This window comes from Geovibrio ferrireducens, assembly GCF_026226615.1.
GTDB lineage: Bacteria > Chrysiogenota > Deferribacteres > Deferribacterales > Geovibrionaceae > Geovibrio > Geovibrio ferrireducens.
Genome location: NZ_JAJAPB010000015.1, coordinates 1 through 16,271 on the forward strand (window position 1 = coordinate 1; position 16,271 = coordinate 16,271).

15 protein-coding genes and 4 tRNA genes are annotated in these 16,271 nt (G+C 48.3%); 7 read left to right on the plus strand and 12 right to left on the minus strand.

The features are described 5' to 3' along the window. From OSQ85_RS12290 to OSQ85_RS12300, 3 genes are all read left to right on the plus strand, one after another. Positions 1-2,792, plus strand: a 2,792-nt coding sequence (locus OSQ85_RS12290; RefSeq protein ID WP_265823488.1) for a molybdopterin-dependent oxidoreductase, incomplete at its 5' end; no start/stop codon positions are given. 13 nt (positions 2,793-2,805) lie between these two features. Next, positions 2,806-3,423, plus strand: a complete 618-nt coding sequence (locus OSQ85_RS12295) for a 4Fe-4S dicluster domain-containing protein (protein WP_265823489.1) — start codon at positions 2,806-2,808, stop codon at positions 3,421-3,423. A gap of 196 nt (positions 3,424-3,619) precedes the next feature. Continuing rightward, complete coding sequence (locus OSQ85_RS12300; RefSeq protein ID WP_265823491.1) at positions 3,620-4,510, plus strand: alpha/beta hydrolase; 891 nt, start codon at positions 3,620-3,622, stop codon at positions 4,508-4,510. On the opposite strand, the gene OSQ85_RS12305 is transcribed toward OSQ85_RS12300, so the two are convergent. From OSQ85_RS12305 to ilvA, 5 genes are all read right to left on the minus strand, one after another. Beyond that, positions 4,507-5,226 (minus strand): SIMPL domain-containing protein, encoded by a 720-nt coding sequence (locus OSQ85_RS12305; protein ID WP_265823493.1) that lies wholly within the window; start codon positions 5,224-5,226, stop codon positions 4,507-4,509. The genes OSQ85_RS12300 and OSQ85_RS12305 overlap by 4 nt on opposite strands. 43 nt (positions 5,227-5,269) lie before the next feature. Continuing rightward, positions 5,270-6,112, minus strand: coding sequence for an HAD family hydrolase (locus OSQ85_RS12310; protein WP_265823494.1), 843 nt, complete (start codon positions 6,110-6,112; stop codon positions 5,270-5,272). 76 nt (positions 6,113-6,188) lie between these two features. Next, complete coding sequence (locus OSQ85_RS12315) at positions 6,189-7,034, minus strand: DMT family transporter (protein WP_265823495.1); 846 nt, start codon at positions 7,032-7,034, stop codon at positions 6,189-6,191. A 31-nt stretch (positions 7,035-7,065) separates the two neighbouring features. After that, on the minus strand, positions 7,066-7,902 hold the full coding sequence (locus OSQ85_RS12320; protein WP_265823497.1) for an AraC family transcriptional regulator: 837 nt from the start codon (positions 7,900-7,902) through the stop codon (positions 7,066-7,068). A gap of 59 nt (positions 7,903-7,961) precedes the next feature. Continuing rightward, positions 7,962-9,158, minus strand: coding sequence for a threonine ammonia-lyase (gene ilvA / locus OSQ85_RS12325; protein ID WP_265823498.1), 1,197 nt, complete (start codon positions 9,156-9,158; stop codon positions 7,962-7,964). Between the two features lie 227 nt (positions 9,159-9,385). Between ilvA and OSQ85_RS12330 the strand changes: the two genes are divergently transcribed. Together OSQ85_RS12330 and OSQ85_RS12335 are read left to right on the plus strand one after the other, a co-directional pair. Beyond that, the gene (locus OSQ85_RS12330; protein WP_265823499.1) at positions 9,386-9,649 is read left to right on the plus strand and encodes a hypothetical protein; all 264 of its coding nucleotides are present in this window, start codon (positions 9,386-9,388) and stop codon (positions 9,647-9,649) included. Then, the gene (locus tag OSQ85_RS12335) at positions 9,649-9,945 is read left to right on the plus strand and encodes a hypothetical protein (protein ID WP_265823501.1); all 297 of its coding nucleotides are present in this window, start codon (positions 9,649-9,651) and stop codon (positions 9,943-9,945) included. The genes OSQ85_RS12330 and OSQ85_RS12335 overlap by 1 nt, the downstream gene beginning before the upstream one ends. Positions 9,946-10,051: 106 nt before the next feature. On the opposite strand, the gene OSQ85_RS12340 is transcribed toward OSQ85_RS12335, so the two are convergent. The 7 genes from OSQ85_RS12340 to OSQ85_RS12370 form a co-directional block, all read right to left on the minus strand. Next, a tRNA-Asp gene (locus OSQ85_RS12340) sits at positions 10,052-10,125 on the minus strand. A gap of 13 nt (positions 10,126-10,138) precedes the next feature. Continuing rightward, positions 10,139-10,211, minus strand: a tRNA-Val gene (locus OSQ85_RS12345). Between the two features lie 22 nt (positions 10,212-10,233). Beyond that, positions 10,234-10,308, minus strand: a tRNA-Glu gene (locus tag OSQ85_RS12350). Positions 10,309-10,312: 4 nt separating this feature from the next. Continuing rightward, positions 10,313-10,385: transfer RNA gene (locus tag OSQ85_RS12355), tRNA-Lys, on the minus strand. Between the two features lie 286 nt (positions 10,386-10,671). After that, positions 10,672-11,958 (minus strand): adenylosuccinate synthase, encoded by a 1,287-nt coding sequence (locus OSQ85_RS12360; RefSeq protein WP_265823503.1) that lies wholly within the window; start codon positions 11,956-11,958, stop codon positions 10,672-10,674. Positions 11,959-11,971: 13 nt separating this feature from the next. Further along, positions 11,972-13,099, minus strand: a complete 1,128-nt coding sequence (locus OSQ85_RS12365) for an ATP phosphoribosyltransferase regulatory subunit (protein WP_265823504.1) — start codon at positions 13,097-13,099, stop codon at positions 11,972-11,974. A gap of 2 nt (positions 13,100-13,101) precedes the next feature. After that, positions 13,102-14,253, minus strand: coding sequence for a pyridoxal-phosphate-dependent aminotransferase family protein (locus tag OSQ85_RS12370; protein WP_265823506.1), 1,152 nt, complete (start codon positions 14,251-14,253; stop codon positions 13,102-13,104). A gap of 515 nt (positions 14,254-14,768) precedes the next feature. Between OSQ85_RS12370 and OSQ85_RS12375 the strand changes: the two genes are divergently transcribed. Next, positions 14,769-15,008 carry a hypothetical protein gene (locus OSQ85_RS12375; RefSeq protein ID WP_128465415.1) on the plus strand — a complete coding sequence of 80 codons (240 nt, stop codon included), beginning with the start codon at positions 14,769-14,771 and terminating at the stop codon, positions 15,006-15,008. 66 nt (positions 15,009-15,074) lie between these two features. Continuing rightward, a complete protein-coding gene (locus OSQ85_RS12380; protein WP_265823507.1) occupies positions 15,075-16,061 on the plus strand; it encodes a hypothetical protein in 987 nt (328 codons plus the stop codon). The last annotated feature ends 210 nt before the right edge of the window (positions 16,062-16,271 follow it).

A 16,271-nucleotide genomic window follows, 5' to 3' on the forward strand; every position in this document is an offset into this window, starting at 1 on the left:
ACGGCTGCGGCGGTTCAGGAAGCGGCGGCAAAACTTATATGGAAGAGGATGAGGATAATCGTCCGACACCTCCTTCCATTACTGAAACCACAATCATGGGCGGAACTCCCCACAACTGCGGCGGCCGCTGCGTGAGCAAATACTACGTTAAAGACGGAGTAGTAAAAAGAATCACCACTGACGAAAGAGGCGACAAGGCTATCAGCGCCGGAGATACCCCCGAATACCGTTCATGCGTACGCTGCCGTTCACGTAAGCAGTGGTTCTACCGTAATGACCGTATCCTTTACCCTCTGAAACAGACAGGTGAAAGGGGCGACATCAACGGCTTCGTGAGAATCTCATGGGAACAGGCTTTCACTGAAATCGCAGCTAAAATGCAGAATGTTATTGGGAGATACGGTTCAAAAGGCATACATTCGATCTATTCTTCCGGAGACCAGACAGGCTGGGCGAGAAACTCTCTTCACAGGCTTCTGAACATTCTCGGCGGCTACACATGGTATTACGGAACATACAGCTATCCGGCTCTGCTTCATGTAGCTTCAATGGTTGAGGGCAAATCACAGGGCACTCCGCAGGGTAATGCGATTCAGGATGCTCTCAGATCTGACAGGATTGTTCTCTGGTCTGCTAATCCCCATGAAATGATCAACTTTACCAACGCGGGCTATTACTTTACCCAGATAAAAGATGCAGGCATCCCCTGCACAGTTATTGACCCCCGCGTTTCAAAATCTGCTGCTGTAATGGCTGATGACTACGTGAATATAATGCCCGGTACAGATGCGGCTCTTGTTCTTGCTATGCTTTATCACCTGCTTAAAAACCATTTAGGCTCGCTGGATATAACATTTATCAGAGATCATCTTTACGGTTTCTTTGACACGGGCAACTCATTTGTTACGGGTCGTGTGGCGAATGCTGCTTACAACGTTCCCGCTGGCGGTTCACTTTCTGCCTTCATAATGGGAGATGAAAATGATCTTGTTGTTGCAGGACTTAACAGTGCAACATCAATCTATCCAGATACTATCGGCTATGAAGTCAACTCCACTGACGAGCTTTACGGCAAAACCGTAAGCATATGGGGACAGAGAGCCAAAACCCCCGAATGGGCGGAGAAAATAACAGGTATTCCCGCAGCAAAAATACGTGAGCTTGCTGAAATGTACCTGAATGACTATGTAAACACATTCATCATCGGAGGATACCAGAGGCATACGGAATCAGAACAGGCGGTATGGATTACCCGTGTACTTTCTGTGGTGACAAAGAACTTCGGTGCAACAGGCAGAGGTCTGGGCATGCCCGTGAATAACACATCCGCAGCCGTTCCCAGCCAGCTTTTGAGCAACTCTAACGGAGTTTCTCTGACAGATCTTTACGATCTCTCTAAAGTTACATCAACAGCGTGGCTGCCCACTTCTCAGAGATATAACATGCCTGTGTTTGTGATTCCTGATGCTGTCGACAATGCCGGAACAGGGAAATCCAAATGGAACGACGGACAGGTTAAGGCAATTCATGAAGGTTTCGGTAAAATAATTTTCAACCCCGGCGGCAATATTATGGTTAACCAGTCCGGTGATGTTAATTACAACTGGGAAATATTTACTGACAAAACCAAGTGCGAAATGATTGTCAACATGGAAAACTTTATGACAGCAACCGCCTTGATTTCAGATTACATTCTGCCTGCTACAATGCAGGGAGAAAAGCCCGGAGCGCTGAGTACCAGTGACGGCGTTCTTCGTGTTAACAAGGTTCATAACATTCCCGGTGAAGTTATGGACGAGTACTCTATCATTGCCGGAATAGCCGACAAACTTGGTGTGAAGACGCAGTATCTCGACGGTTATCCCGAAGGCCAGGAAGGCATGGAAGCAAGGATAAAAGCCGGCTGGGAAGCTGCCAACCTTACCGCAACATATGGCATGACCTATGACGAATGGGTTGAACAGGGGATCGCAACACTTCAAGAACAGGTCAACTCATCAAACTACAAGATCAGTTTCTCTGCTTTCAGAACTGACCCGAACGCGAACCCTGTCGCTACCGCTTCAGGTAAATTCGAAGCATATTGCGGAAACATGATTGAGGACTACGAAGCAAGACACCACAATAACATTGACAGCGTTACAACAGATCCCGGCGGTCAGGATACACTTTACGGCACAGGTGAAATTTACACTGCAGGTCACGGAAGCAGTGATGCAAGGCGATTTGTTTATCCCATTCCCATGTATATACCCCTTGTGGAAGGCAGACATGCGGTTGATACTGTGGAACCTTCAAATGAGCTTGCTCATGATGATCCTCTCGGTCTGAATGCCAAAGGCTACGATTTTACACTTCACACATGGCACCTTATGTACAGGTCTCACTCCACACTGAACAACATCGCGTATTTGAACGAATGCTATAAACAGGATGCGGAGGGCAACGCAGCTTTCCTTGATCCGGAACGTGCATGGACAGACGGCGTGTGGGATGACAACGTATATGAACCCCTTTGGATTAACCCTGCTGATGCTGTGAAGAAAGGCATTATGCACGGTGACAGACTCCTTGTGAGCAACGACAGAGGCAAAATGTATGTTTCTGCTGTTGTTACTCAGAGAGTTCCGGAAAAGATTGCATATATCGGTCAGGGTGCATGGTTTAAGAAAAACTCATCCGGAATAGATGTCGGCGGCTGCGCAAACACAGTTGTTACTGCAAGACCGTCCAGAATATGCAAAGGCATGACTTCTGCAAATGACACTCGTGTCAAAATCGAAAAGGCGTAGGGAGGATTAAACCATGGCTAAACAGATGGCATTTTACTTTGACCAGAACAGATGCATGGGCTGCCACGCCTGCGTTGTAGCATGCAAAGACTGGAATGACGTTAAACCCGGCAAGGCAAGCTGGAGAAAACTGAATGTTAAGGAAAGCGGTGCTTTCCCTGATGTTAAGGTTTTCAACCTTGTACTTTCCTGCAACCACTGCGCAAACCCTGCATGCACGGCAGCCTGCCCCGTGGGAGCGATTTATAAAAGAAAAGAGGACGGCATAGTAATAGTAGACCGTGACAAATGCCAGAACATCCGTTCCTGCGCAGTTGCATGCCCCTACGGTGCTCCTCAGTTCGGCGATGATAAATCCGAACCTGTTAAGAAGGCAAGCTGGGCGGTTAAACACCCTGTACAGAAATGTACCTTCTGCTGGGACAGGCTTGATGACGGCCTTGCGCCTTCATGTGTTGCAGCCTGCCCTCAGAGAGCCCTTGACTTCGGCACAGTTGAAGAGATCAGCGCGAAATATCCCACAGCACAGAGAACTGCTGTAGGTATGCCCGACTCAACTAAAGACTCCAACGGTAATACTCTTACCTCCGGAGACACAGTACCCTCAATTTTCTTTAAACCGAAAAACTAGGGGGGATAGAGACTGTCATGTTCCTCCTTGACAGTACATCCGCAAGATGATTTATCCAAGTACATCTGCCGGGGCGGCTTATTTCCGCTCCGGCAGTTCTTTTGAAATTGTTTAATCTTTCCAATTAAGTATAATAGATGAAACTTTCCGAATCCCGCCATGAGGCATATCAGAGGATCTTCTGCGAGGTTTCCCTATGTTCAGATATGCTTTTCCGGCTCTGCTCCTGTTTGCTTTTTCCGCTTTTGCTGAGCCTGCTCCCTACAGCTTTGAGACTCTTAAATTCATCTCCGCGGACGGAGAAAGAAATTACCGTGTAATAGTGGGTGTCCCCTCCTCCCCTGTGCCTGATGGGGGGTATCCTGTTCTGTATGCCCTTGACGGTAATGCTGCTTATGCGGATTTCAGTGCTGATATTCAGAAGAGGCTCATAAAAGAGGGTGCGCCTGTGACGGTCTTTATCGGTTATGAAACCGAGGATCGGTTTGAGGTGGATTCCAGAGCATATGACTATACTCCGCCCCGCGGAGATGGAGAGCCCTTTCCTGATGCACTCAATCCCGGACGGAAAAACGGCGGTGCGGAACAGTTTCTGAGATTTATAGAGAACAGAGTTAAGCCCGCAGCGGAGAAACTCGCGCCTCTGAATAAATCCGGGCAGACACTTTGGGGGCATTCATACGGAGGTCTGTTTGTGCTTTATGTGCTTACCTCGTCTCCGGACAGCTTTCAGTCATACGCATCCGCCGACCCTTCGCTCTGGTGGAACAGCGGAGCCATGCTTGAGGCTTCTGCGGTCTTTGCCTCATCCAGGCATGAGTTTACGGGCGCGTCACTCCTTATGATGAAGAGCGGGCAGGAGAGCAGGGCAAGGCAGTTTGACAGTGAAAAGCGCGAAGCATACGAAGCGAGAGTCAGGGCAGTGAGTTCTGTTCCTGCGGATGCGGCAAAGACGGCGGCTTACCATTTTGCATCATTAAAAGGTATTTCTGTACAGTACAGAGAGTACCCGCAGCTTTCCCACGGGCCTCTGTTTCCTGTATCATTTTATGCCGCGCTGAGGCTTGCTCAGGGGTATGCGGATTAGTCCGAGAGGTAATACTCCACTGTGGAGACGACACGGACGCTTTTTATATGCGGGTTGTTGTTGTCGCGGGCGCTTATGCTGAACTGACCCTGAGAAGCGTTTTTGATTTTGCCCAGTCTGCTGCCCGAATCCTCGGCGAATTTCTGGGCTACTTCACGGGCTGCCTTGGTGGCTTCCTCTATCATCTGCGGCTTAACTTCGTTGAGGCGGGTGAATATGTATTCTATCTGCGAGTCATAATTATTCCCGGTGAGAACCAGACCCTCTTTACCGAGGTCGGCTGTTTTGGTCATTATTTCACGCACTTTGTCTACCTTTGATGAATAAACAGTAACCGCCTGACGGGAAGCATAGCGGAATTCCGGTCTGTCCCCTCCGCCATAGAGGTTTGCGTATGCGTCATTTATTGTCGGCACTGACACGCTGATTTCGCTTTCCTCAAGCCCGTTTGAGATGAGGAAACTGCGTATCATATCCACATTTTTTTCAAGACCTGCATAAAGGGCGGGTATGCTGTTATCTGCCATGCTGAACTGTATAGGCCATATAACTATGTCAGCAGGGTATTCCCGTTCGGAAAGCCCTTTTACATTGACTGTTCTTTCGAACGATTTGTATTTTATCGCGGCCGTGGCAAGCTGCCAGCCGAGTATGCCGAGCCCCAGCATAATGAATATACCGAGGATTAACGCACCTGAATTAATTTTTCCGTTCATGATAAATCTCCATGACAAAGTCTAGCACTGCGGCATATGCATTTCACGGTATTTTTCCCAGTGTTTTCAGGGCGGAGTCAGCAGCTATTTTATCAATCACAGCCTTGATCGCTCCTTCAATGGCTGAGCCTTCGGAGTAGTCCGCCGCGCAGGCAAAGTTAACCCTCCCCTCCGCTATAAGCTTGTCCGTTTTGGTTTTGGCTCCCTTTTTCTTGGGAGGGAAGACAGCTATGGAGTGTCCGTTCAGCTCCTTAACGAGGCGGAAGCAGGGAATATCGGTCTCTCCGTCACCCACAAAGACCATGTTTTCAAAGGGGACAGGTCGTTCATCCTGCGGCAGATATTCGTTGACCTTATGATCATCATAAACGTTCAGAACGCCTTTGTTTATGCGGAAGAGGAACTGGGTTTTCGTGGTGTAATTCACCGCCAGCGCAGGCCAGACGGCGACTCCGTTATGGTCGTAAACAAAGGAGGAGGCATATATCGCCTTAAATTCACCCGCTATGGGTGTTCCCTCAATCATCTCCTTGATGCCGGAGGAGATTATGTAATGCTCAACAGTGATGTTTCTTGATTTGCCGTAATCGTTTATCCGCCGGAACCAGTCTGTTACCCCTGCAAAAAGGCGTACAGATCTGCCGTAGGTCACAAAGTCTTCCCTCCGGACTGAAACCCGCGCCGCCTGTGCCTTGTCCAGCATCTGTTTCATGTATATGAGTATTCTGTCTGCATTGTGCTTTTCGGTTTCCGCGGAGGTTTCCTTCCAGAAATCAGCCGTGGTCATGCCCACCTTCGGAACAAAGTCATACTCCTGCATATTTCCCGGAGCGAGGGTTCCGTCAAAGTCATAGGCTATCGCCATTGTTACTGTCTTTTTCGCCATGCTGCACCGTAATGAGTTTTGCATTCAGTTTATATGATGAACGAAGGAAAGGGAAGGAGGATGACAGCTTTTGTATTTATCGCTTTTTCCCTGTCAGGATTATGGCGGCTGACACGAGAGCCAAACCTGCGAGATGCCTGAAAAAGAGCGGTTCCCCAAGAAAAAGAACACTTGTTAATACCGCGCTGACAGGCATTACAGCGGTATATGCTGACGCTGCGGATGCCTGAACATGCTTTATCCCCTCCAGCCAGAGCAAATATGCGGCAGCAGTAATGAAAATTCCGTAATACCCTATTACTGCGTACTCTTTCAGTGTGAGCGGAGCTATTTCCTTTGCGGCGGGAAATGCGAAGAAAAACATTCCTGCAATTGACAGATAAAGTGACAGGGAAACAGTGGGAATATTTGTTCTGATAAGTCGCCGCATTATCAGGAAAAGGGACTCGCAAAGCACGGCCGCAAAGACGAAGAGCAGCCCTGCTGAATCAGCCTCAAGTCTTCCCGATTCTGTATTAGCCACTATTATCCCTGCCGTTGCTGTACATGCGGCGGCGATTTTCATTTTGTCCGCTTTCTCCCTGAGCAGAACGAAGGCCAATACTGTAATCATAACAGGCGTAAAGCCGGAGATTATGCCCGAAGCAACAGCAGAAACAGTCTTAAGCCCTCTGAGAAGAAAGACATTGAATAAGACTGAGCCCAGAAGAGCCTGCAGACAAATCAGAAATACATTTTCCGCAGACAGGCTGGCGGGGCGCTCTTTTCTGAGGAGCATAAAAAGATAAAGGGCTGCGCTCCCCACTGCAAAGCGGAGAAACATAGACAGGTTTACAGGTGTGTTTACTGCAATGAATCTGCCGGCTGTGATCGAACTGCCGACAATAAACATAGCCGAAGCAAGGTAAAGATGATATTTCACGGGCACTTCTCCTTTAAGAGGAGTATCCGGTTTATTTCCCTAAACTTATAGTACGCTGTTGCTGAAATGACTTAGGAGTGATGCCGAAGAAGCGGCGGAACCTTTTTATCATGTGGCTTTGATCCGCATACCCCGCTTCGCTTGCGGCCTGAGCCGGAGTGAGCCCCTCCGTGATGAGCCTTCTTGCATGCTGTGCTTTTCTGATTGCGGAATATTCATGCGGTGTCAGTCCGGTGTCCGCTTTGAATGAGCGTATGAAATGAAACAGGCTCAGCCCTGCCGCATCCGCCAGTTCCTGTCCGGTTAAATTTTCTGATATACGGTCATTGATTAGTTCTTTTACTGTGCGAAGCCTGCTGCCCAGACGGTAGTTCATTATCCTATGGGGTTTTTTATCCGTATGGGCGATTAAGGATGCCAGAAGCATACACAGGGAAGAATCCAGCTCCAGCGCACTGCTTACCGGGTCGGCTGAGAGTTCCGTGAAATAAAGTATTTTTGAGGCAAGGTCTCTGTCCTCAATCACTCCGTTTATTATGTAGGGTGTTTTTATTAGAGATGATATGTCCTGAAAGGCGTTTCTGAATACCTGCTCGCTGAAATAAAGCATCCTGTATGACCATTCCCGGCCGTGAGCAGGGCTGCCGTCGTGAGGTTCATCAGGGTTTACCGTATTCACAAGCCCTTTTCCGGCAGTCAGGCATTCCCCTCTGTAGCTGAATGAGAGCGCACCGGAGGTGACTACACCCACTCCGAAGCCCTCGTGAAAATGCTTCGAGAAATGAGTGTTTATCATCCGGGCACTCATTATATCTATACTGCCGTAATGGCTTACTGCTTTTGTGAACAGTACGTCTGCCTTTTCCATAACTTCAGATTTTATCCCTTAACGGGTGTTTTGTCTTGTACGGAATTGCGGTTCAGATGCTAAACCAGCCTTGTAACCTCATAAAGCGAGCCGAGGCGTTCCATTATCTGTTCAATGTGTTCAAAGCCGCGCGTTTCGAGGGATATATTCACCCTGCTGCGGCTGAGGGGGATGTTGTGGTCGTTGCGGATGTGGACTATTTCGTGGATGTTCGCGCTGAGGCGGCTTATCTCCCCTGAGAGCGCGGTGAGCGCGCCGGGAACATCAGGAAGGATTATGGAGACTGTCATGAAGCGTCCGGTGGCTGTCATGCCGCGGCTTATTATGCGGTTTATCGTGGTTACGTCAATATTGCCGCCGGAGACCACAAGCACTGTCTTTTTCCCCGCAACATCAAGCTTGCCCGCCAGAAGCGCCGCCAGAGGCGCAGCACCGGCTCCCTCCACCACAAGTTTGGCTCTCTCTATGTATTCCAGCACCGCAAGGGCGATTTCGTTTTCAGATACTGTTATCATCTCATCCACACAGTTCTGACAGCAGCGGAAGGTGAGATCCCCCACCTTTTTGACCGCTATGCCTTCTGCGAATGTCAAGGATGAGGCAAGGCTAACCACACGCCCTTCGGAAAGGCTGCTGACCATTCCGGCCGCCTCCTCCGCCTGAACACCGATGATTTTTATATCCGGACGGGTATTTTTGACATATTCGGCGATTCCCGAAATCAGACCGCCGCCGCCCACAGGTACGACTATCTGGTCTATGTCGCTCTTTTCATTGAGTATTTCGTAGGCAACCGTGCCCTGCCCGGCTATTACGTCTGCATCGTCAAATGGGTGGATAAACCGGAGCTTTCTTTCCTGCGCAAGGCTGACGGCATGTTTGTATGCATCCTCAAACGAGCGGCCGTGGAGAATAACCTCCGCACCGTGTCCGCAGGTATTGTTCACCTTAACCATCGGGGTGAACTCAGGCATTACTATAACAGCTTTAAGCCCAAGGCTTTTCGCACTGAATGCCACGCCCTGCGCATGGTTTCCGGCAGAAGCGGCTATTACGCCTTCTCTGCACTTATCGATGTTTTTCAGGATACAGTTGAGCGCGCCGCGTATTTTGAATGAACCGGTACGCTGGAGATTTTCCAGCTTAAAGTAGATGTCTGCTCCCGTTATCTCAGAGAAATTGTTGGAGTAATACAGGGGCAGATGTTTGATATAGTTTTTGATTCGTCCGTAGGACTCGTTTATTTCATACAGCATAGGGGTATTTTAGTTTATACGCACTGCTTGGCAAGGGAAAAATGGGGGGATGTCAAGAGTACAAAGACTTCAGAGTCAAGAGTTGTAGATATTATACCTATTTTAGATAAATACATCAGGGAGCATAAACAGTACACCTTGTAAATAATATCCCACTAAGGCAATCTGTAGTAAATCCCACTTGATATATATTCCCACCCGAACTATTTTATGTTCAGAGGTGAAATATGGCAGCAATAAAAACTCTTAAACCTGACAGTAAGGGGCGTATTGCTCTTGGAAGTCTGCTGCATGGTGTCAGCAGCGTAAAGGTGACTGTAGATGAGAGGAACAGGATTATTCTTGAACCCTTCGTAGAAATACCGGCAGCGGAAGCATGGCTGTACCGAAATAAAGAAGCATTTTCAAAAGTGAAGAAAGGACTTGATGATTCCGCAAACGGCAGATTGCATAACCTTGGCAGTTTCGCCGGCTTTTCAGAGGATGATTGATGTTGTTCAGCTTAAAATTTACAGAGCAAGCAAAGTCAGACTATGAAATTCTTTTAAATGATTCAGGGTTGAGCAAAAGGCTGAAGGCGGTCAGAAAGACGCTTGGGTATCTTGAACTCAATCCTAAACACCCGTCTCTCAATACTCATGAATATTCATCAATCAGTGCGCCTGATGGTTCCAAGGTGTTTGAAGCTTATGCGGAAAACAATACTCCGGCTGTATACCGGATTTTTTGGCATTATGGGCCTGATAAGAACGAAATCACTCTCATTGCCATAACGCCCCATCCTTAGAGCTAGCTGTCATTTTTCTGATAGGGAGTTATATAGTAAAATGTGCCAAATACGTGCCAAAAAGAAAGCCAACCACATATGTGGTTGGCTTTCTTAGGTTTTAAAGCGGGGACGAAGGGGCTCGAACCCTCGACCTCTGGCGTGACAGGCCAGCGTTCTAACCAACTGAACTACGCCCCCATGGTTTGTGGAGTGGGCGGTGCAGGGATCGAACCTGCGACCCTCGGCTTGTAAGGCCGATGCTCTCCCAGCTGAGCTAACCGCCCTGGGAATTATAATCTATTAAAGCGTCCCTTAGGGGATTCGAACCCCTGTCGCCGCCGTGAAAGGGCGGTGTCCTAGGCCGGGCTAGACGAAAGGGACATAATGAGCCATGTTGGACTTGAACCAACGACCCACTGCTTAAAAGGCAGTTGCTCTACCGACTGAGCTAATGGCTCTCTCTGCTCGCAAGTGCGTTTCTCACAAGCGGGAATTGGTTTATAACAAAATCCCCTAATCTTTGTCAACGACTTTTTTTAAAAAAATTCAATTATTTTCGAATGATTTTCTGAACTCTCTGAAACCACCGAAGACACTGAACTTGAAGGACTAATCTACATCAAACTTATGCTTCTGTCATCAGAAAAAATGTGAAGGGTTGAAAGTTCTTTCCGCATTTGTGCAAAAAAAAGCCGCCCTCTGTTTCGGGGGCGGCCTGTCATTTTGTATTAATGGTTTGAGAGGTTAAAACACGTCCTCAAGAAGCATGGTTTCCTTCCTGTCCGTACCGACTGATACGAGGCAGTAGTTAATGCCGAGGAAGTTTTTGATGAAGTCCAGATACGTTTTAGCGTTTTTGGGGAGTTCATCATAGTTCTGGATTTTGGAGATGTCCTCATCCCAGCCGTCAAAAACTTCGTAAACAGGTTCGCATGTCTCAAGGTTTTTGATTTCAGGCGGGAAGACCGTTGTCACTTCTCCGTTTATTTTATAGCCGACGCAAATTTTCAGCTTGGGCATTCCGGTGAACACGTCAAGCTTGGTGAGGGCTATGTGGGTTATGCCGTTTACAATTACGCCGTATTTCACTGCCACAAGATCCTGCCAGCCGCATCTGCGGGGTCTGCCTGTGGTTGCGCCGTATTCGTTGCCCACTTTGCGGAGTCTTTCGCCGTCTTCATCGAAAAGCTCAGTGGGGAAGGGGCCGCCGCCCACTCTTGTGGTGTATGCCTTGAGAACGCCGACTATCCTGTTTATTTTTGCAGGTGAGAGTCCGGTTCCTGTGCATGCGCCGCCCGCAGTGGAACTGCTGGAGGTGACAAAGGGGTAAGTTCCGAAGTCAACGTCAAGGAGTGAGCCCTGAGCGCCTTCCATCATCACTTTTTTGCCTGAGTTGTACAGGTCGTTTATAAGGTATTCCGTTTCAGCTATAAAGGGGCGCATCTGCTCCGCATAGCCGAGGTACTCCTCATATATAGCGTCCACATCCAGCTTATCGGAGCTGTATTTCTGTTCAAGGAGGAAGTTGGCCTCCTTAACGTTCTGCTCCAGCTTTTCGCGGAAGACTTCTTTATCGAAAAGGTCGCAGATGCGGATGCCGTTTCTTGCGGCTTTTTCAGCGTATGTGGGGCCTATTCCCCTGCCTGTTGTGCCTATCTTTTTGCTCCCCTTGATCTCTTCCCTGAGGCGGTCAATAATGCCGTGAAAGGGGAAGATAACATGGGCTCTTTTGCTTATGTAAAAGCCTTTGCCGAAGGTGACGCCCTGTCTTTTCAGGTCGTTCATTTCGTCAAGGAGCGCCTTGGGATCTATCACAACACCGTTGCCGATGATGTTAATTTTTTCTCCGTGCATAATGCCTGAGGGGATAAGGTGAAGGACATATTTAACGCCGCCGATCACCACTGTGTGGCCTGCGTTGTGTCCGCCGGAATAGCGGGCAACCACATCCGCCTTCTCCGTGAGAATATCGACAATTTTACCTTTCCCTTCATCGCCCCACTGGGCGCCGAGAACTACAGTACAGCTCATTTCAACCTCTCAATTAAAGGATTTGTCCTATTTCGTAAAACTCAAGAAATTTATCTTTGTTTTCTTTATTTTCCACATAGAGAACCGATTTCCCCGCAGCTCTCAGTTTTTCCGCCTGAGCCTGATTATCCTTCCCGGTGACCATATAGTCAAAGGAAACCTTAACCCCGGTGGGTTTGTCAACGTTTATGATCTCTTCCACGTAGAATGCCATCCCGCAGGCGGGCACGTTGAAGCCGAATTTTCCGGCAAGGTTGTCGTACCTGCCGCCTGTGCCGATCTTGGAGCCTATGCCTCCGTGGAGGATTTCAAATGTGAGCCCCGTGTAATAATCGTACCCTTTGCATTCTGATGCGTCAAACACCAGAGCTTTTTCGGCTATGCCGAGTTCGGTGAGCTTATCGAAAAATCTTTCGATGTATTCGATTCTCCCTTTTATTTCGCCGTTGGGTGCTGTTGTGCGGAGCTCTTTCAGCACATCCTTTCCGCCGTAAGCGAACGGGATTGATTTAAGGAACTTTTTAGCAGCTTCATCCAGTGAGGATGAATCGATTATCTGCTTCATACGGTCGAGGTTTTTGGCGGAAAGAGCCTTAAGGAACTCCTCCTTGAAATCACCCGCCAGTTTCAGAAGCTCGGCGTTAAACTTCATATCGCCTATTACGTACCTGTGACCGTTGAGTTTCAGGGCTTTTATGCCGTTTTCCGCTATGAGAAGGAGCTCAATATCACCCGTCATCTCCTCAAGGCCGAAAAGCTCGCACCCGACCTGCGTTTTCTCGGACTTTATGCCCTTGTCCATATTAACGTTTCTGAACACCCTGCCCCTGTAGCCGAGGCGGAGGGGGAGCGGGTAATTGTTCATGTAGTTAGCGGCGTATCTGCACACCTGCGGGGTGAAGTCCGGCCGCAGAACAAGGGACTTGCCCGTGTTGCGGTCTATAAAGCGGATGATGTTCTCATCACTGAACCCCTGCGTGGTGGAGGAGAGCATATCATAATAGTCATATATGGGCAGGAAGATCTCAATGCACCCGTAGGAGGAGAGAACATCCCTGAGAGCCGATTCTATCTCGTTCAGCTTCTTGGAGCGCAGGGGAGCCATATTTGTAACGGCGGAAGCGAGCATGCTTTTTTTCATCATCATTTCCCGATGTAGTTTTCAAGAACGGCTTCGGCGGCTTTCACCCCGCTGCCGAGCTCTATATCCACGCCGAATTTGCGCAGACCCATCTCAAGGGCGCTTATGCCTATGATGGTGTCGAATACGTCGTGGTAGCCGAGGGTGGATATACGCATTATTCTGCCCTTAAGGTGATCCTGTCCTCCGGCGTAAGTCACGCCGACCTTCTCACGCATGAACTTGATGAACTTGCCCCCTTCAAACCCTTCAGGCAGGTAAAAGCCTGTGGCTGAATTGGCGGGCATATCCTTGGCGAGAAGCCTGAAACCGAGAGCCTGAACAGCCGCTCTGGTCGCCTGTCCGTTTATTTCATGTCTTTCATAAACATTTGCAAGCCCCTCTTCAAACATCATGTCCAGAACCTTGTCCAGCCCGATGATGAGCGATATGGCGGGGGTGTATGCCGTTGTGGAGTCCTTATGCGCCTTAAGCTCTTTTGCGAGGTTAAGGTAGTATCTGGGGTTTTTCACCTTCTGGGTTCTTGCCCACGCCTTCTGGCTGAGTGCTGTAAGCGCAAGGCCGGGGGGGAGCATGAACGCCTTCTGAGAGCCTGTGACAAGCACATCTATTCCCCATTCATCCATGCGGGTGTCATAAACGCCCACTGATGTTATTCCGTCCACTATAAAGAGCGTGTCGTCATATTTTCTTATAACTTCCGCCAGCTCCTTTATGGGGTGGCAGGCGGTTGTGGAGGTTTCGCTCCCCTGAACAAAAACGCCCTTAGTGTCGGGGTTTGCTTTGAGGAAGTCCTCAACCATTTCGGGCTTAACAGATGAACCCCACTCAAGCTCTATCTTGTGGACATCCATGCCGAAAGCCCTGCATATATCGCCCCAGCGCTGGCCGAACTTGCCCGCATCTATTATCAGAACCTTTTCGCCTGTGTTCACTGTGTTGATTATAGCCGCTTCCATGGCTGCTGTTCCGCTTCCGGCAAGCATGAGGACTTCCTCTTTTGTGCCGAATACTTCGGGAAGGCGTCTGCGTACATTATCAAAAATAGCCGAGAACTCGGATGTTCTGTGGTGAATTATGGGACGAGCCATCTCAAGCAGAACAGTTTCAGGAACTGGTGTAGGCCCCGGCGCAAGAAGATATTTTTTAAGCATGAAAACCTCGTATTTATTTTCATCAATCCGCGCGTCCTGCCGGATTGATGTACACACTCGCGGCGGGGTAAACCCACCTTCGTTTCGCACGGCGCAGCCCCGTCCATGGGGCTGTATTTATGTTATCCGGCATTAACGCCGGAAGATTCCGATAGTTTGCTTATTTTCATCAATCCGCGCGTCCTGCCGGATTGACCTCTATTTTAAAGATGTTCAACATTCTATTGTTTTTTGAAAAAACCTTTCTTTAGCGGGAAAGAAAGGTTTTCTCAAACTCTTTCCCAAGAAACCGGTTCTCTGCGTTGCAGTGTCAATGTGCGATGTAAGCCGGAGAATCCCCGAACAAACGCAAAAATATTGCCTGACTTTCCAACACCCAACCATACTACAGCATAACATAATAGTCAATCAGACGTGTCCGCAGTCAGATTCACTTGGCAAACTGCATGAGAGGGATATATATTTATCATATGCCCGTTATAATGGGGTTTGTTTTAAGACTCAGGGAGGATGCTATGCTTATCGAAATTTTCTATGACGGCGAAACCGATAAAAAAACACCCGAACTTGCGGAAGACATAAGATACCGCTACGGTGCAAAGGTAGAGGTGCGCCTGATTGACACCTCCGAAGAGCCTGTTCCGCCGAAATACGGAATAATAAATCCCCCCGTTGTGGTTCTCGGCGGAGACAGAATTATAAAAATCGAAGGACCGAATTCTCTGGAAAATATCGTGACTAAGGCGATTTTTTAGGCGTTAATGAAATATTATCTCAAGAATTAGACATTTTGGACGATTGTCCATCAGAGAGGTTCGCTGATGGACAGTTTGCGTATTGATATGTCAAATATAAATCTGACCGGGTCGAAGCCGGCAGATACTCCTGAAATTCGTATTACCGGAATTGAGCGGAAAGAGCAGAGCACTGCTGACAGAATTGATTTATCCGGTATTGCGAAAAAGCTTTCCGCAGAAATCAATGCAGTGCGTAAAAGCGACCCAGCACAGACGGTGAAGGATTCTTCCTCAGTTATTGACGCTGATTATATCAACAGCCTTATCGAACTCGGCAAGTCCGTTGACAAAAAGGATGAAAATATTGATGACCTTTCGTGGGGACTGACTGTGAAGCTCGGCATGGAGATGGGCATCAATGATGCTGACGTGCTGCGTGAGCTGAAAGTTTCCGATGTTGACGCTTATTTTTATGAAGCATCATACAAAAAAGCCGGACTTGAAGCCGGAATGAAGACCTACGGCGAAGACGGCGGGGTGAAGATTTACGATACCCCTTCTGATATTTGGAAAGATATGTTCCTTACCGATGAAAACGGCGGCTTTATCAAGGACGATGAAGGCAATGCCGTGAGGAATGAAAGCTTCACTCAGGCACGCCTGAAGGTGCAGGGATTGAATATCACCAGCCAGATCATTCAGGGAGACACGTGGGAACTAGGCGATTACAAAGGCAGGCTTGCGGACGCTCCCGCCGGACTGACCCAGAACCTGCTTCTTGCGGTTAAGAATAATGACCCGTTTATGTATCGTTATGCCCGTGAACATGCCACAGACAGAATGCCTGTATGGTCTGCGGAGACGACTGCCGGGATGAGTGACAGCGAAAAAACAGACTTTTATACCAAACAATTATCGCACTCGTACAGTCTTTTGAAGTCCTCTATGGTTAATGCCCCGTCAATTGAAAAGCAGATGGCGGAAATAGCCAACCTGCTTAAGGACGCTGTATGGGAAAATGTAAAACCTGAAAACGGGTATATAAACCATTTTGTAGGCAGCAGAGGGTGAGATTCTTCACCTAAGTTTTGTGATTTACTAGAATATATTGCGGTTTAGAGGTGATTTTCTACTGAAGTGTGAAGTTCTCTGGCTTTGCGTTTCAGTTAGGGGATGAATTTCTTGATGACACTTTCAACGATCTTAAGATCCGCGCCAATACAATCATGTGCTATAAAGTTTCTTAAATCTGTCAATAAGCTCAGGGTCGATTTTGCTTAA

Coding starts and splice junctions, on each gene's coding strand:
- ilvA (WP_265823498.1), bottom strand. CDS start 9,158: ATGCTGTATGAAATAAACGAGTCCTACGGACGAATCAAAAACTATATC.
- OSQ85_RS12370 (WP_265823506.1), bottom strand. CDS start 14,253: ATGCTTAAAAAATATCTTCTTGCGCCGGGGCCTACACCAGTTCCTGAA.
- OSQ85_RS12320 (WP_265823497.1), bottom strand. CDS start 7,902: ATGGAAAAGGCAGACGTACTGTTCACAAAAGCAGTAAGCCATTACGGC.
- OSQ85_RS12295 (WP_265823489.1), top strand. CDS start 2,806: ATGGCTAAACAGATGGCATTTTACTTTGACCAGAACAGATGCATGGGC.
- OSQ85_RS12330 (WP_265823499.1), top strand. CDS start 9,386: ATGGCAGCAATAAAAACTCTTAAACCTGACAGTAAGGGGCGTATTGCT.
- OSQ85_RS12305 (WP_265823493.1), bottom strand. CDS start 5,226: ATGAACGGAAAAATTAATTCAGGTGCGTTAATCCTCGGTATATTCATT.
- OSQ85_RS12380 (WP_265823507.1), top strand. CDS start 15,075: ATGGACAGTTTGCGTATTGATATGTCAAATATAAATCTGACCGGGTCG.
- OSQ85_RS12335 (WP_265823501.1), top strand. CDS start 9,649: ATGTTGTTCAGCTTAAAATTTACAGAGCAAGCAAAGTCAGACTATGAA.
- OSQ85_RS12310 (WP_265823494.1), bottom strand. CDS start 6,112: ATGGCGAAAAAGACAGTAACAATGGCGATAGCCTATGACTTTGACGGA.
- OSQ85_RS12375 (WP_128465415.1), top strand. CDS start 14,769: ATGCTTATCGAAATTTTCTATGACGGCGAAACCGATAAAAAAACACCC.
- OSQ85_RS12300 (WP_265823491.1), top strand. CDS start 3,620: ATGTTCAGATATGCTTTTCCGGCTCTGCTCCTGTTTGCTTTTTCCGCT.
- OSQ85_RS12365 (WP_265823504.1), bottom strand. CDS start 13,099: ATGAAAAAAAGCATGCTCGCTTCCGCCGTTACAAATATGGCTCCCCTG.
- OSQ85_RS12360 (WP_265823503.1), bottom strand. CDS start 11,958: ATGAGCTGTACTGTAGTTCTCGGCGCCCAGTGGGGCGATGAAGGGAAA.